Origin of the sequence: Streptomyces sp. NPDC094147, assembly GCF_044764265.1 — a bacterium.
Taxonomy (GTDB): domain Bacteria; phylum Actinomycetota; class Actinomycetes; order Streptomycetales; family Streptomycetaceae; genus Streptomyces.
This window is the reverse complement of the sequence record NZ_JBIWHT010000002.1, coordinates 263,491-278,555: the sequence shown is the minus strand read 5'-3', so window position 1 is coordinate 278,555 and position 15,065 is coordinate 263,491. Positions and strand designations below refer to the sequence as shown.

Below are 15,065 nucleotides of genomic sequence, written 5' to 3'. Positions count from 1 at the left end.
ATCCGTGGATCAGCCGCGAAGGGCCTGGACCGCGGCTTCGAGCCGCTTGCCGAAGTCACCGTCCGCCTGACGGAAGTTGTTGATCGCACGCTCTGCGATGTCGTCGCGCGAAACCTTGGCGATGAAGCCCGCCAGGTTGTCGATCAGACGGGTCTTCTCGTCCTCCGAGTACAGCCGGTAGAGGTTTCCGGCCTGCACGAAGTCATTGTCCTCGGCATGACCGGGGGCCTCGTGGTTGCCGGTGCCACCCGTGACGGAGGACGACTGCCACAGCGGCCGGTCCGTCTGGGCGGGGCCGCCGAAGCTGTTCGGCTCGTAGTTCTTCGCGCCCTTGTGGCGGCCGTCGTACAGGTAGCCGTCACGGGAGTTGGTGCGCGCCTCGGTGGCGTGCGGGCGGTTCACCGGCAGGTGGTCGGCGTTGATGCCGACGCGGTAGCGGTGCGCGTCGCCGTACGCGAAGAGACGGCCCTGGAGCATCTTGTCCGGGGAGGGACCGATGCCGGGCACGAAGTGCGCCGGGCTGAAGATGGACTGCTCGACCTCGGCGAAGATGTTCTCCGGGTTGCGGTTGAGCTCCAGCCTGCCGATCTCGATCGGCGGGTAGTCCGCGTGCGGCCACACCTTGGTGAGGTCGAACGGGTTGAAGCGGTAGGCCGCCGCGTCGGCCGCCGGCATGATCTGCACCTGCACGGTCCAGGACGGGAAGTCACCGCGCTCGATGGCCTCGCGCAGGTCGCGCTGGTGACTGTCGGGGTCCTCGCCGGCGAGCTTGTTGGCCTCGTCCTGGGTGAGGTTCTTGATGCCCTGGTCGGTCTTGAAGTGGTACTTGACCCAGAAGACCTCGCCGGCCTCGTTGTTCCACTGGTAGGTGTGCGAGCCGTACCCGTTCATGTGGCGCAGCGTCGCCGGGATGCCGCGGTCACCGAACAGCCAGGTCACCTGGTGCGTCGACTCGGGGCTCAGCCCCCAGAAGTCCCATACGTTGTCAGCCTCCTGGCTGCCCGTGTACGGGTCGCGCTTCTGGGTGTGGATGAAGTCGGGGAACTTGATCGCGTCCTTGATGAAGAAGACGGGCGTGTTGTTCCCGACCAGGTCGTAGTTCCCCTCCTCCGTGTAGAACTTCAGCGCGAAGCCGCGGGGGTCGCGCACGGCGTCGGCGGAGCCGAGGTTGCCCGCCACGGTGGAGAAGCGCAGGAACGTCTCGGTCTGCTTGCCGACCTCGGAGAGGAACTTGGCGCGCGTCCACTGCGAGACGTCACGGGTGAGGGTGAACGTGCCGTACGCGCCCGCACCGCGCGCGTGGACGATGCGCTCCGGGATGCGCTCGCGGTTGAAGTGGGCGAGCTTTTCGAGCAGCGACTGGTCCTGGATCAGAACCGGACCGCCGACGCCCGCGGTCTCGCTGTTCTGGTTGTCGGCCACCGGCGCGCCGGCCTCCGTGGTGAGCGGTCCCTGCGTCACGTGCGCCTCCTGCGTCATTTCCTGCGAGTCCTGTCCCTTGGCGTTTGCCGATCCCGATCCTACAATGGACATTGTCTAAGTCAAGTAAGCATCCAAACCCACACCTGTTCGGGACTGGGCCCCTCCTCCTGTTAGGCTGGTGTTCATGAGTGACCTGTTGGAGCGACTGCGCGGACGCGGCTGGCGCATGACCTCGCAGCGGCGAGTCGTGGCCGAGGTCCTCGACGGCGACCATGTGCACCTGACCGCGGACGAGGTGCACGCGCGCGCGGTGGAGCGACTGCCCGAGATCTCCCGGGCGACGGTGTACAACACCCTGGGTGAGCTGGTGACGCTGGGCGAGATCCTGGAGGTCTCCACGGACCGCCGCGCCAAGCGCTACGACCCGAACGCGCACCGCCCCCACCAGCACCTGGTGTGCGCCCAGTGCGGCGCGATCCGCGACGTCCACCCCCAGGGCAACCCGCTGGCCGACCTCCCCGACACCGAGCGCTTCGGCTTCACGATCTCGGCCGTCGAGGTCACCTACCGGGGAACGTGCCCGAATTGCGCGGCGGCCTGAGCACGAACGCATATGGAGAAGCCCCCGGCTCCTGCCGGGGGCTTCTCCATATGCGCATGATGCGCCCGTGTCCGATGTGACCGCATCCGGAAAACGACCGAGGCCCGGATCCCCCAAAGGATCCGGGCCTCGGCCTGCAAGTAGCGGGGACAGGATTTGAACCTGCGACCTCTGGGTTATGAGCCCAGCGAGCTACCGAGCTGCTCCACCCCGCGTCGGTGAACCCAACCTTACGGGACGGTGTGGACCAGCGCAAATCTGTTCCCGGCCGGGCCCGACCGGGGCGTTCACCCAGGGGTGTCCGGTGGGGCAGGGTCGGACACCCCCTAAGCCGTGAGTTCCTGGTGCAGTGCCTCGCGCAGCCGTGCGGCCCGTTCGGCGACCTCCGCGGGGCCCAGCTCGACCGCCTTCGCGCACCAGCGCTGCCCCTCGGTCAGTTCGCCGTGGCGGGCGGCGAGCAGGGCGAGGCGCAGCGCGGCCCGGCCGTGTCCGGCCTGGGCGGCGCGGGTCCACCACAGGGCGGCCTCGCGCTCACGGCCCTCGCGGGCGAGCAGCAGCCCGAGGTTGAAGGCGCCGTTGCGGCTGCCCGCGTCGGCGGCCTCCCCGTACCAGCGCGCGGCCGCCTCCAGGTCGCCCCGGGCCGCCGCGAGCATGCCGACCCGGACCTGGGCCCGGCGGTGGCCCTGCTGGGCGGCCCGCTCGTACCACTCCTCGCACTCGGTCTTCTCGGCCATCGGCTCGCCGAGCGCGGGCGGCCCCGGCGGCGGCTGCCGCGCGTCGAGCAGGGTGGCGAGCCGGAAGGCGGCCTCCGCGCTGCCGCCGCCGGCCGCGCACCGCAGGTGGCGCTCGGCGGCGTGCTCCTCGCCGTCCCGCAGCAGCGCGATGCCGACCTGGAGCGCCGCGTCGGTGTGCCCGGCGGCCGCGGCCCGCTCGTACCACTTCAGGGCCGTACGGTCGTCGTCGCGGCTCGCGAAGAGGATGCCCAGGTTGAAGGCGGCGTCCACGCTGCCCGCTTCGGCGGCCTTGGAGAACCAGGGCTCGGCGCCGGTCGCGTCGCCGGCCTGGAGCAGCAGGATGGCCAGGGCGTTGGCTGCCTCGCGGTGCCCGGCGTACGCCGCCCTGCGGTACCACTGCTCGGCCTGCGCCGTCCGGTTCTGGGCGGCGCAGAGCAGGCCGAGGTTGTACGCCCCGTTCACGTCCCCGGCGCTCATCGCGGCCCGGTACCAGCGCTCGGCGGTCTGCTGCTCGCCGCGCGCTGCGTGCAGCGCGCCCAGCGCGTTGGCGGCGTTGCCGTCGCCGTCCTGGGCTGCGCGCAGCCACCACACGGCGGCGCTCTCCTCGTCGCCCGCGTCGCGCAGCAGGAAGCCGAGCGCGCAGGCGGCCTTCGCCTCGCCGTCCTTGGCGGAGGTCAGGTACCAGCGGCCCGCCTCCTTGAGCTCGCCGCGCTTCTCCAGGATCGCGCCGAGGTGCAGCGCGGCCCGGCGGTGGCCGCGGGCTGCGGCCTGCCGGTACCAGGGCTCGGCCTCCTCGGCCGCCCCCTCGCTCTCCGGCGCCTCCGCGACAGCGATGTCACCGGGGCCCTCGCCGCCCGCCTCGCCCTCCGAACGGTGGTCGATGAGGCGGGCGAGACGGTAGGCCGCCTCGCGGTGGCCCTGCTCGGCGGCGGCGCGCAGCCAGCGCTCTGCGCCCACGTCGCTGCGGTGTTCCAGCAGGTCGGCGAGGGCGTACGCGCCGAGCGCGTGGCCCTGTTCGGCGGACTGGCGCAGCCAGTACTCGGCGGCGGGCTCGTCGCCGCGCTCGCGGTAGTGCCGGCCCAGCGCGTGCGCCGCGGCCGCGGATCCGGCGACGGCGGCGATGCGCCACCAGCCGGCGGCCTCGTCCGCGTAGCCGCGCTGGTGGAGCAGAACACCCAGATTGTTGGCGGCGGCCCGGTCCCCCACCGCGGTGGCGCCGCGCAGATAGTGCTCGGCGCCGTCCAGGTCGCCGCGGCGCAGCAGCAGCGAGCCGAGGACGCTCATCGACTCGGCGTCGCCGCTGTCGGCGGCACGCCGGTGCCGCGCCTCGGTCTCGGCGTCAGCGGTGTCAGCGTCCTCATCGGAGCGTGTCTGCACAAACCGCCCTGTCTCCAACAGAGTTGCCCTGTCCCCCATAAATACCATCGTCGCACCACCCGCAACCGCCGTACACCTGGTATACCGCAGCCAGTGAGGTCACTTCAGCGTTTTGTCGACATGCCCACAGAGAGACAAGCCAAACCCGTTGCGCCCAACTCCCCCCGGGTAGAGCAGTTTTCACACCGGCCGGTTCCAGACGGTGGTAATCGGGCAGCCCCCGCCCGGCCGGAGGGCAGCACGCGACGAGGGCCCGGATCCTTGAAAGGATCCGGGCCCTCGTCAGTGAGTAGCGGGGACAGGATTTGAACCTGCGACCTCTGGGTTATGAGCCCAGCGAGCTACCGAGCTGCTCCACCCCGCGTCGGTAAACACAACGCTACCACGGCGCGGGGTGGCCCTCTGACCAGGTCAGCTCTTGGGTTTGGTCGCCTTCGCCTCCGCGTCGGCCGCGTGCTTCAGGGCGTCCTGGAGCGCCTTCTGGGCGTCGCCGTAGGCCTTCCAGTCGCCCGCACTGAGCGCCTTCTGGCCGTCGTCGTACGCCTTCTGGGCGTCCTTGATGGCCTGGTCCACGGTGGCGTTCCCGGTGGCCGGGGGCGTGGTGGCCGGCGGTGTGGTGGTCGGTGGCGTGGTCGTGGGCGGCGGTGTCGCCCCGTCCGCGCCGAAGACCGCGCTCAGCGCGTCCGCCAGGTTGTCCTTGAAGACGGTCTTGTCACCGTAGGAGACGCCGACCTTCTTCAGGAGCGGATAGTTGGCGCTGCCGCCGCGCGCGTACACCGGCTCGATGTAGAGGAAGCCGCCGCCGAGCGGCACGGTCAGCAGGTTGCCGTAGTCGATCTCGGAGTCGGTTCCTCTCAAGTTCCGTACGAACTCGGCGACTTCGGGCAGACCGTTCAGCTTGCTCTGCACCTGCTGCGGGCCCTGCACGTTGTCGGTGACCCGGAGCAGTCTGATCCTGCCGTAGTCCTTGCTCGCGGCGTCCGCGTCGACCGCCATGAAACCGCCCAGGTTGGGGCGGCCGTTGGGCGTGAACGTCGTCGTCAGCGAGAACTTCTTCCCCTCGGCCTCGGCACCCGGCATCTTCATGGACAGGTAGTACGGCGGAACCGCGCTGTTGTCCTTGTTGGTCGGGTCGTCCGGAACCTGCCAGGCGTCACTGCCGCTGTAGAACTGCGCGGGGTTGGTGACGTGGTATCGGGTCAGCAGCTCGCGCTGGACCTTGAACATGTCCTGCGGGTACCGCAGGTGCGCGAGGAGCTCGGAGGGGATCTCGGACTTGGCCTTCACCGTGCCGGGGAACGCCTTCATCCAGGTCTTGAGGACCGGGTCCTTGTCGTCCCACTGGTACAGCGTGACCGTGCCGTCGTACGCGTCGACGGTCGCCTTCACCGAGTTGCGGATGTAGTTGACCTGGTTCTGCTGGGCCATCACCGCGCGCTGGTTGTCGGTCAGCGAGTCGGTGGTGGTCTCGCCGAGCGTGGTGCGCGAGGCGTAGGGGTAGCCGTTGGTCGTCGTGTACGCGTCGACCACCCACTGGATGCGCTTGCCGACGACCGCCGGGTAGGCGTCGCCGTCGATGGTCAGCCAGGGCGCGACCGCCTCGACGCGCTCCTTCGGGGTGCGGTTGTAGAGGATCTTCGAGCCCTTGCCGATGGCCCCCGAGTAGAGGATCTGCGGCTCGTTCAGGGTGACGGCGTACGCGGCCCGGTTGAAGGGGTTGGAGAGGCTGACCCCGCCCTTGCCGGCGAAGCTCGTCGTCTCCTGGCCCTTGCCCTCGCTCTCGTAGTCGAGCTCCTTCTGGGGCCCGCCGACGATCGAGTACTGATCGGTCTTCTCGCCGTAGTAGATGCGCTGCTGGTAGTCCTTGAGCTGGCCGCTGGTGGGCAGCCCGGACTCGGTGAAGTCCGGCGCGCCATTGACGTCCACGCTGGTGCCCTTGGCCGCGATCGCGCCGAAGCCGTGGGTGTAGGTGAAGTGGTCGTTGATCCAGTTGCGCTTGTCGATGCCCTTGAGGTTGAGCTCGCGCAGCCCGATGACGGTGTCCTGCTCCTTGCCGTCCTTGTCCGTGTAGCGGTCCACGTCCAGGGTCGAGGGGAACTGGTAGTACTTCCGCTCCTGCTGGAGCTGCTGGAAGGCGGGCGAGACAACGTTGGGGTCGATGAGCCGGTAGCTGGCCGCCGAGTCGGCGTCCGAGCGCAGCTTGGGGTTGTCCTTCGCGTCGGTCGTGCCCTTGTAGTCCGTCACGTCCGCGCTGTCGATGCCGTACGCCTTGCGGGTGGCATCGATGTTCTTCTGGATGTACGGGGCTTCCTTGGCCTGCTCGTTGGGCTGGACCTGGAACTTCTGCACGATCGCCGGGTAGAGCCCGCCGATCAGGATCGCCGACAGCACCATCAGGCCAAAGCCGATGACGGGCAGCTGCCAGGTGCGGCGCCACAGGGTCGCGAAGAAGAGCGCGGCGCAGATGACCGCGATGCAGAACAGGATGGTCTTCGCCGGCAGATACGCGTTGGCGTCGACGTACCGAAGGCCCGTCCAGTTGTTGGTCGCCTTGAAGTCACTGGACTTCACCGCGAGGCCGTACCGGTCCAGCCAGTACGCCACGGCCTTCAGCAGCACGAAGACGCCGAGCAGCACCGAGAGGTGCCCGGTGGCGGCTCCGGTGGCGCGCGCGCCGGGGCTGGTGACGCGCAGACCGCCGTACAGGTAGTGCGTCAGGGCGGCGGCGATCAGCGACAGCACGGCGGCGGCGAAACCGAAGCCGAGCATGAAGCGGTACCAGGGCAGGTCGAAGGCGTAGAACGACACGTCCAGCTTGAACTGGGGGTCCTTCTGACCGAACGGCACCCCGTTGACCCACATCAGCCAGGTGCGCCACTGACCGGAGGCGGAGGCGCCGGCGATGAGCCCGACGAGAGCGGTGATCCCGAGCAGCATCCACTTCTTGTACGGGGCGATGCCCATCCGGTAGCGGTCCAGGCTCTGCTGCTCCAGGGACATCGCGCTGAGCGGCGGCCGCAGCCGGTGCGCCAGCCAGATGTTCAGGCCGACGGCGACCGCCATCAGCAGTCCGAAGACGCAGAACAGACCGATCTTGGTCCACAGCTGGGTGGTGAAGACCGACGAGTAGTGGACCGAGCGGTACCAGAGCCAGTCGGTCCAGAACCCGGCGAACATGACGAAGGCCATGGCGAGCACGGCCAGAATGCCCAGTGTCATGAGCAGGGTCCGGACCCGGCGGGACGGCCGGCCGACTCTGATCCGTGGCCCGGACGGGCCTGAGCCGCGGTCCGGCATCTGGAAAGCCAAGGTGCGCACCTCGAAGTTCGCTGTCGTATGGGCGGGCCCCGCGATCGTAGAGCCCACTCATGCAACTTACTGAGGCTTTACTCAGTTCCCGATCGGGGGGTGAAAGAGGGCAGGATGTTGTCCATGTCCAACGTTTCCCCCTCCGGCCCCCCGATGGCCGCGAGCCCGCTCACCCGCGCGGTGCTCGAAATCGACGAGTACGCATCCGGTCTGGGCTGGGACAAGCCGGCCCGCCTTTTCGCGCTCGTCGACACCGCGAAGCTCCGCGCCCAGGCGCCCGGCCTGGTCTCGCCCGCCGACGACGCGGCCGTCTCCGGTCTCACCCCGATCGAGCAGGAGGAGATCCCGGCGAACAAGCCGCTGGACAGGTTCCTCGGCACCATTGAGTGGCCCGACTCGGTGGCCGGCTGCGCGATCACCGTGGAGCGCCAGATGCTGCCCCCGTCGGCCGAGGCCTCCGTGCCCGAGGGCCTCAGCGACAAGCAGCTGGCCAAGTGGGTGGCCGCCCACCCCGACCGCCAGGAGGTGCGGATGACGGTGGCGGTGCTGCGCGGCGGAGCCCGCGAGTCCGCCATCCGGCTGCGCGAGAAGGACTCCCCCACGGAGGTCCTGACCGGCCCCGATCTGGTGCCGGGCCTCGCCGAGGCACTGGCCGCGACCTTCGCCTAGCGACCGTGCGGGGGCGCGGCCGGCGTCACTTGGCCGAGCAGCTCGGCAGTCCGGCCGTGTCCCCCGTGCGGATCTTGTCCAGGGACTGCCGGGCGTCGTGGATGCTGTCCACCTTCACCAGGGTGAGCCCCGCGGGAATGTCCGACGCCGCGGCCGCGCAGTTGTCCTTGGGCGTCAGGAAGTAGCGGGCGCCCGCCTGGCGCGCGCCGATCAGCTTCATCTCGATGCCGCCGATCGGGCCGACCTTGCCTGCGTCGTCGATCGTGCCGGTGCCGGCGACGAACTTCCCGCCGGTCAGGTCCTCGGGCGTCAGCTTGTCCACGATGCCGAGCGAGAACATCAGGCCCGCGCTGGGGCCGCCGACGTCCGCGAGCTTGATGTCGACCGAGAACGGGAAGGCGTGGTCGGTCCCGGCCTGGATGCCCACGATCGCGCGGTCGCCGTCCGACGCCTTCTCGGTGGTGATGGTGAGGTTCTCGCCGCCCTCGGGCTCCTTGCCCGCCTTCTTGGCGGCCTCCGCCTCCTTGGCCGGGATGATCGTGAAGACCACGTTCTGGCCGGGCTTGTGCTTGGTGACCAGGGCCGCGACATCGGCGGGCTTGGTGACCCCGGTGCCGTCGACGGCCTTGATGGCGTCACCGGCGTGCAGCTTGCCCTCGGCGGGGCTGCCCTTGACGACCGAGGAGACGATGACCCAGTTCTTCACCGGGATGGCCAGCTCGTTCAGGGCCGCGACCTTCGCGCTCTCCTGGGACTGGCTGAACTCCTCGGCGTTCTCCTGGTTGGACTGCTCGTCGGTCTTGCCGCCCGGGTAGAGCGTGTCGTGCGGGACCACCACGCTGTCGTGCGCCAGCCAGCCGTAGACCGCCTCGACGAGGTTCATCCGGTAGTCCGCACCGGTGACCCTGACCGTCGTCATGTTGAGGTGCCCGGTCGTCGGGTACGTCTTGTGGCCGGAGATCTGCAGCACCGGCTCGCCGCCGGAGTCACCGAGCGTGTTCACGGTGGGCCCGGGAGACATCTCGGAGTACGGCACTTTGATGAGCACGCCGGCGCAGAGCAGCGCGATCAGGACGAGGGTGGAGGCGAGCATCGTCGCGGTGCGGCGTGGCATGGAACGACAGTACGGGACCGTTCTGTGCGCCCACCCCTGGGGCCGGTCCGTACGGGGTTGTTGGCGACCGCGTACGAGCGCGAGGCGCTCGGCGCCGGTCGGAAACGCTCAGGCGGCGTCGGATCCGGAGTGGGATTTCTCCATCGCTTCACGGAACCGGCTGTACCCGGCGAGTTCAGCTACATCGCCGGAAGTGCGATCGCGGGCGACCCACCGCGCCCATATCGCCGCGCCGACAGCAGCGAAAAGCGGAATCAGCAGCCAGACGAGTGCAGCCATTCCGACCTCCCGTCCCCAATGAGCGACCGCAACTGACAGATCAGCAGATTAGTCATCCGCCGGTTCAACGCTCACGCCAGGGGGCCGGTTACGCAAATCGGGGCGCATGCCACTCGACGGGGTTTCAGATCGGCCGAGCGGCCGAGCGGGTGCTGCCGGCCAACGGCAGTGCTGCGCGCCGGCCCGCCCGCCGTCGCCCGTCAACGACGGCGCTACGCGCCGACCCACTCGTCCGTACCGTCCGAGAACGTCTGGTGCTTCCAGATCGGGACCTCGTGCTTGAGGGCGTCGATCAGCATCCGGCAGGCCTCGAAGGCCTCTCCGCGGTGCGGGCAGGAGACCGCGACGACGACCGCGATATCGCCGACCTCCAGTTCGCCCACACGGTGGACGGCGGCCAGCGCGCGGACCGGGTGGTCGCGGATCACCTTCTCGGCGATCCGGCGCATCTCCGCCTCGGCGGAGGGGTGGCAGGAGTACCCGAGCTTGTCGACGTCCGAACCGCCGTCGTGATTGCGCACGGTGCCGACGAAGAGCGTGGTGCCGCCCGCCGCCGCATCACCGGCGGCGGCGAAGACCTCGTCCACGGAGAGCGGTGTGTCACGGATCGCGAGGAGCCGGATGGGGTCCTGCGCCGGCTGCTCGCCGGGGTGGTCGGGGTACGTGCGTGCCATGGTCCCATCGTGCCGCACGGGACCGACATCCCGGAATAGCTCTTTCGCCCGGGTGCCTGGGCCCTCCGTAGGAGGGTCCTACAGACCCCGGCGCTTACGGGCCCTGCGCACCACGGCGGCGGCGCCGAGCAGCGCGACGGTCGCGCCCGCGGCCCCGGCGGCGGTGGCGTCCTTGCGGCCGAGCCTGCGGCCCGCGACGGTGTGCCGGCCGGCGGCCTCTTCGAGGAGTTCGGCGAGCACTTCCTCGTTGGTCCAGCGGGGCCGCCAGCCCGCGTCGTGCAGCCGCCCGACGCTGACCACCCACGGGTGCATCGTGTACGCGAGGTCGCCCGCGGGCGACGGCGTGAGCCCGATCCGGTGCAGCCGGGCCGCGGCCCCCAGGGCCACCGCGGAGGGCAGCTCCATGCGGCGGATGCCGCTGAGCTCCTCGACCTCCTCCTGCTCCAGCCAGCCGTCGCAGCCGACCGCGAACTCCCCGTCGACCTTCTCCAGGGCGGCGTACTCCAGGGCGCTGCACAGGTCCTCGACATGGCAGAACTGCCAGGTCGGACGGGATCCGGCGACCACCAGAAGACGCGGCGACTCGAAGTACCGGGTGAGCGCGGTGTCAGTACCGCCCACCAGGACGGCGGGCCTTACCACCGTGACGTTCAGACCGGGGTGCGCGCGGGGTGCGCGCCGCCCGAGGCGCTCGATCTCCAGGAGGTCGCCGACGCCGGTCGCCTCGGCGGTGGCCCGCAGCTCGGCGTCCTCGGAGAGCGGGATGTCGTTGTCGGGCAGCGCCCCGTAGACCATCGCCGAGGTGCACAGGACCACCCGGTGCACGCCCGCGGCGGCCGCAGCGGTCAGCACCGTCTGGGTGCCGCGCACGTTGTACGCCGTGCGGGCCGCCGAGTCGGTCTCCAGATCGAGGTCGAGCGCCAGGTGCACGACGACGTCCGCGCCCCGCAGCTTCTCCGCGATCGCCGGGTCCCGGACGTCCAGGATGTGCCAGGTCGCCTCGGAGACCTCGCCCCGGCGCTCGTCGATGGCGACGACCTGCTTGACCTCGTCGGAGGCGGCGAGCCGCGCGGTCAGCAGGGCGCCGATCCCGGACGCGGCACCGGTCACGGCGACGACGGGACCGCGCGATGTGGAGGTTGAGAGGTTTCGCGCTGCGCGAACCTGCGGATCTGGGGAACTCACCGGGCGTCTCCAGCGGTTGTCTTCAGTACGTACGTTAATGACGCGTGCGTACCAGGTGGCGTCCATCCTGCCGCAGGCCGCGAGGCGGCGGAGCACCGAGCCCTTATCCGGCTCGGATGTCTACGCTGGTGGTGTTGTGGGGCAGCCGCCGTCGGCAGGAGCCGACGGCCTAACGAGCCGAGGAAACCCGTGAGTGACACCCCATTCGGATTCGGCCTTCCGCCGGAGGAGCCGGAGAACGGCGACGGCAAGAAGAAGGACCCTGCCGGTGGTGGCCAGGGTGCCGGTGGCCAGGGCGGCAACCCCTTCGGCTTCCCGGGTGCGGGCGGCGGAGACAATCCGTTCGCCGCGATGTTCGGTTCGATGAACCCGAACGACCTGGGCGCCGCCTTCCAGCAGCTCGGCCAGATGCTGAGCTACGAGGGCGGTCCCGTGAACTGGGACATGGCCAAGCAGATCGCCCGCCAGACGGTCGCCCAGGGCACCGCCGACGGCACCAAGGACGAGAGCGTCGGTCCCGCCGAGCGCGCCGCCGTCGAGGAGGCCGTGCGCCTCGCCGACGTGTGGCTGGACGGCGTGACGTCGCTGCCGTCGGGTTCCACCACCGCCGTGGCGTGGAGCCGCGCGGAGTGGGTCGAAGCCACCCAGCCGGCCTGGAAGGAACTGGTCGACCCGGTCGCCGAGCGCGTCGGTGCGGCCATGGGCGGCGTCCTGCCCGAGGAGATGCAGGCCATGGCGGGCCCGCTGATCGGCATGATGCGCTCCATGGGCGGCGCCATGTTCGGCCAGCAGATCGGGCAGGCCGTGGGCGTGCTCGCGGGCGAGGTCGTCGGCTCGACGGACATCGGGCTGCCGCTCGGCCCGGCGGGCAAGGCCGCGCTCCTTCCGCTGAACATCGAGGCGTTCGGCAAGGACCTGGGCGTCCCCAAGGACGAGATCCGGCTGTATCTGGCCCTGCGCGAGGCCGCCCACCAGCGGCTCTTCGCCCATGTGCCGTGGCTGCGCTCGCATCTGTTCGGTGCGGTCGAGGGCTATGCGCGCGGCATCAAGGTAGACACGGCGAAGCTGGAGGACGCCGTCGGCCAGCTCGACGTGTCCAACCCGGAGCAGTTGCAGGAGGCCCTCCAGCAGGGTCTGTTCCAGCCGGAGGACACCCCGGAGCAGAAGGCCGCCCTGGCCCGTCTGGAGACGGCGCTCGCGCTGGTCGAGGGCTGGGTGGACGCGGTGGTCCACGAGGCCGCGAAGCCCCGGCTGACCTCGGCGGACGCGCTGCGCGAGATGCTGCGCAGGCGCCGGGCGACCGGCGGCCCGGCCGAGCAGACCTTCGCCACGCTGATCGGCCTTGAGCTGCGTCCGCGCCGGCTGCGGGACGCCTCGCGCCTGTGGGCCTCGCTCACCGACGCGCGCGGCGTGGACGGCCGGGACGACCTGTGGGAGCACCCGGACATGCTGCCGACCGCCTCCGACCTGGACGACCCGGACGGCTTCGTGCACCGGGAGCACCTCGACTTCTCGGAGCTGGACAAGATGCTGGGCGAGGCCGCCGAGCAGAACGGCCCGTCGCTCAAGAAGGACAAGCCCGGCGAGGACCAGGCGGGCACCGACAGCGACGGCAAGGGCGATCTGAACAAGTGAGCCTGCATGACGACGCGGTCCTCGTACTGAAGGCGTACGAGGGCCAGCCCGAGCTGCGCCAGGTCTACCTGGACCATCTGTCGGCGCATCCGGACGGGATGTGGAAGGCCTGCGGGGCCGGTCACCTCACGGCCAGCGCGCTGGTCGTGGACCGCGAGCGGGGCCGGGTGCTGCTGACGCTGCACAAGAAGCTGAACATGTGGCTCCAGATGGGCGGCCACTGCGAGCCCGAGGACACCTCGCTGACGGCCGCCGCCCTGCGCGAGGCCCGCGAGGAGTCGGGCGTCACCGGTCTCACGCTGCTCGCGGGCGGTCCCGTACGGCTCGACCGGCACGCCATCCCGGCGCCCTGCCACTGGCACCTGGACGTCCAGTACGCGGCGCTGGCCCCGGCCGGCGCGGTCGAGGCGATCAGCGACGAGTCCCTGGACCTGCGCTGGTTCGGCTACGACGAGGTCGCGGAGGTGGCCGACGAGTCGGTCGTACGGCTGGTGGAGGCGACCCGCGCCCGGCTGTAACGGCGTTACGGTCCGGCCGTAACTGCCTTATGAGTAAGGGGCGTTCGCCATTGCGGGCGCCCCTTACTCATGCCCCTTCCTCGTGCCCGCCGGGGGCTAGCTCCAGACGTTGCCCTGGTTCTGCGCGTGGGCGCCCTGCTGGCCCATGCCGTACTGGGCGCGCAGGCCCTGGCCGATCACCGCGTTCTGCGGCGGCAGCACCTCGCTCGGCTGGACGAGGGCGAAACCCTGGCCCAGGAAGCTCAGTTCCCAGCCCTCGCCCGTGGTGCCGCGGCGCCGCCAGACTCCGGTGGAGTGGGTCTGCGCCTGCATCTGCACCCGGAGCGAGGTCGACCAGGCGACGATCGCGTCCGCGTCCGCGTTCACGTACTTGTCGGGCGTGACCTGGAGCATCAGCGGCTGGCCCGAGGTCATCAGGACGACCTTGCCGGTGCCGGTGATGTTGAGCTGGTACTTGCCGGTGCCGGAGATCCCGTACTGGCTGTCCACGGCGATGACTTCGTAGTGCAGCGAGGAGTCCATGGCGAGGACGTAGCCGCTGTCGACGGTCAGACCGTCCCGGTCGACGTCCACTATGTGGACGTGCTGGGCCAGGTTGGCGAGGTAGACCGTGCCCTGCCCGGACACCCGCATCAGGTCCAGGCCCTCGCCGGTCCGGGCGCGGGCGCTCTGCCGGCCCTGCGACTGGTACTCGCCGTCGAACTCCATCAGCCCCTGGTAGGCGACCATCGAGCCCTTGCGGGCCAGGATGTCGTCGTGGCCGGTGAGCACGGCCCGCAGCAACTGCGGGTTCTGCGCGGTGTACCGCTCCTGGGACTGCTGCTCGGTGTGGCTGAAAAGCGGGCTCTGCATTGGTGTCTCCCCCTCAGCCCCGGGCCCGCAGGCGGTCCGTGCTGTCCTCACTCGGCTGTACGACGACGATGCCCTGGCCCGAGAAGGCCATCTGGTACGCCTCTCCGCTGCCCCGGCCGATCAGCGAGGACGCCTTGAAGCTGCGCTTGCCCTTCACCTTCAGGTTCGGGGACCAGGCGACCAGCGCGTCCGGGTCGACGTACGTCTCGTCCTCGCCGCTGCCGCAGTCGACGACGACCGGGGTGCCGCGCGAGGTCAGGGCGACCCAGCCGGTGCCGGAGATCTTCACGTTGAACAGGCCCTGGCCCGCGAACTTGGCGAGCCCCTTGACCCGTTCGACGCCCCACTGGAGGCTCGCGTCGAAGGCGAGCACATTGGTGCCGTTGACGGAGAGCGCGTCGTTGTCGAGGTGGACGATCACGACGTTGGCCCCGTAGTCGGCGAGGTAGAGCAGCCCGTCGCCGGTGCACTTCATCAACGGGGCACCCTCGCCGGTGATCCAGTCCCGGGCCATCTGGCGCACGGCGGGCGGATTGGGCTCGTACTGGATGAAGCCCTCGTAGGCGACCATCGAGCCGACCCGGGCGAGCAGGTCCTGGCCGGTGGCCATGGCCACCTTCAGCATGGCGCTGCCGTGGTTCTCCATCCGGGCCGCGACGGGGGTGGGGGCATAGCCCGCGAGCTGCTGGTTCATTG

13 protein-coding genes and 2 tRNA genes are annotated in these 15,065 nt (G+C 70.2%); 4 read left to right on the top strand and 11 right to left on the bottom strand.

What is annotated here, in order from left to right; all coding sequences use genetic code 11:
- Positions 1-9: 9 nt before the first annotated feature.
- Positions 10-1,479: a catalase gene (locus tag ACIQ8J_RS06675; RefSeq protein ID WP_403266969.1), complete on the bottom strand. Its 1,470-nt coding sequence runs from the start codon at positions 1,477-1,479 to the stop codon at positions 10-12.
- Between the two features lie 127 nt (positions 1,480-1,606).
- On the opposite strand from ACIQ8J_RS06675, the gene ACIQ8J_RS06670 reads away from it, so the two are divergent.
- A complete protein-coding gene (locus ACIQ8J_RS06670; protein WP_403266972.1) occupies positions 1,607-2,023 on the top strand; it encodes a Fur family transcriptional regulator in 417 nt (138 codons plus the stop codon).
- A gap of 141 nt (positions 2,024-2,164) precedes the next feature.
- Here ACIQ8J_RS06670 and ACIQ8J_RS06665 read toward each other — a convergent pair.
- The 4 genes from ACIQ8J_RS06665 to ACIQ8J_RS06650 form a co-directional block, all read right to left on the bottom strand.
- Positions 2,165-2,238, bottom strand: a tRNA-Met gene (locus ACIQ8J_RS06665).
- Positions 2,239-2,349: 111 nt separating this feature from the next.
- A complete protein-coding gene (locus ACIQ8J_RS06660) occupies positions 2,350-4,182 on the bottom strand; it encodes a sel1 repeat family protein (RefSeq protein WP_403266975.1) in 1,833 nt (610 codons plus the stop codon).
- Between the two features lie 242 nt (positions 4,183-4,424).
- Positions 4,425-4,498, bottom strand: a tRNA-Met gene (locus ACIQ8J_RS06655).
- Between the two features lie 47 nt (positions 4,499-4,545).
- Positions 4,546-7,431, bottom strand: coding sequence for a UPF0182 family protein (locus tag ACIQ8J_RS06650; RefSeq protein WP_403267759.1), 2,886 nt, complete (start codon positions 7,429-7,431; stop codon positions 4,546-4,548).
- A 135-nt stretch (positions 7,432-7,566) separates the two neighbouring features.
- Between ACIQ8J_RS06650 and ACIQ8J_RS06645 the strand changes: the two genes are divergently transcribed.
- Positions 7,567-8,112, top strand: a complete 546-nt coding sequence (locus tag ACIQ8J_RS06645; RefSeq protein ID WP_403266978.1) for a PPA1309 family protein — start codon at positions 7,567-7,569, stop codon at positions 8,110-8,112.
- 25 nt (positions 8,113-8,137) lie between these two features.
- Here ACIQ8J_RS06645 and ACIQ8J_RS06640 read toward each other — a convergent pair whose 3' ends face one another.
- The 4 genes from ACIQ8J_RS06640 to ACIQ8J_RS06625 all read right to left on the bottom strand — a co-directional run bounded on the left by ACIQ8J_RS06640 (position 8,138) and on the right by ACIQ8J_RS06625 (position 11,364).
- Positions 8,138-9,226 carry a PDZ domain-containing protein gene (locus tag ACIQ8J_RS06640; protein ID WP_403266981.1) on the bottom strand — a complete coding sequence of 363 codons (1,089 nt, stop codon included), beginning with the start codon at positions 9,224-9,226 and terminating at the stop codon, positions 8,138-8,140.
- Positions 9,227-9,334: 108 nt separating this feature from the next.
- Positions 9,335-9,505 (bottom strand): hypothetical protein, encoded by a 171-nt coding sequence (locus ACIQ8J_RS06635; RefSeq protein WP_403266983.1) that lies wholly within the window; start codon positions 9,503-9,505, stop codon positions 9,335-9,337.
- A 212-nt stretch (positions 9,506-9,717) separates the two neighbouring features.
- Entirely contained in the window at positions 9,718-10,179 is a 462-nt protein-coding gene (locus ACIQ8J_RS06630; RefSeq protein ID WP_403266986.1) for a molybdenum cofactor biosynthesis protein MoaE, read from the bottom strand.
- Between the two features lie 78 nt (positions 10,180-10,257).
- The gene (locus tag ACIQ8J_RS06625; RefSeq protein WP_399053897.1) at positions 10,258-11,364 is read right to left on the bottom strand and encodes an SDR family oxidoreductase; all 1,107 of its coding nucleotides are present in this window, start codon (positions 11,362-11,364) and stop codon (positions 10,258-10,260) included.
- A 189-nt stretch (positions 11,365-11,553) separates the two neighbouring features.
- Between ACIQ8J_RS06625 and ACIQ8J_RS06620 the strand changes: the two genes are divergently transcribed.
- Both ACIQ8J_RS06620 and ACIQ8J_RS06615 read left to right on the top strand, forming a co-directional pair.
- Positions 11,554-12,999, top strand: coding sequence for a zinc-dependent metalloprotease (locus ACIQ8J_RS06620; protein WP_403266989.1), 1,446 nt, complete (start codon positions 11,554-11,556; stop codon positions 12,997-12,999).
- Positions 12,996-13,517, top strand: a complete 522-nt coding sequence (locus tag ACIQ8J_RS06615; RefSeq protein WP_403266992.1) for an NUDIX hydrolase — start codon at positions 12,996-12,998, stop codon at positions 13,515-13,517. The genes ACIQ8J_RS06620 and ACIQ8J_RS06615 overlap by 4 nt, the downstream gene beginning before the upstream one ends.
- A 96-nt stretch (positions 13,518-13,613) precedes the next feature.
- On the opposite strand, the gene ACIQ8J_RS06610 is transcribed toward ACIQ8J_RS06615, so the two are convergent.
- Complete coding sequence (locus ACIQ8J_RS06610) at positions 13,614-14,369, bottom strand: AIM24 family protein (RefSeq protein ID WP_403266995.1); 756 nt, start codon at positions 14,367-14,369, stop codon at positions 13,614-13,616.
- A 13-nt stretch (positions 14,370-14,382) separates the two neighbouring features.
- Entirely contained in the window at positions 14,383-15,063 is a 681-nt protein-coding gene (locus ACIQ8J_RS06605; protein ID WP_403266998.1) for an AIM24 family protein, read from the bottom strand.
- Positions 15,064-15,065: the final 2 nt, after the last annotated feature.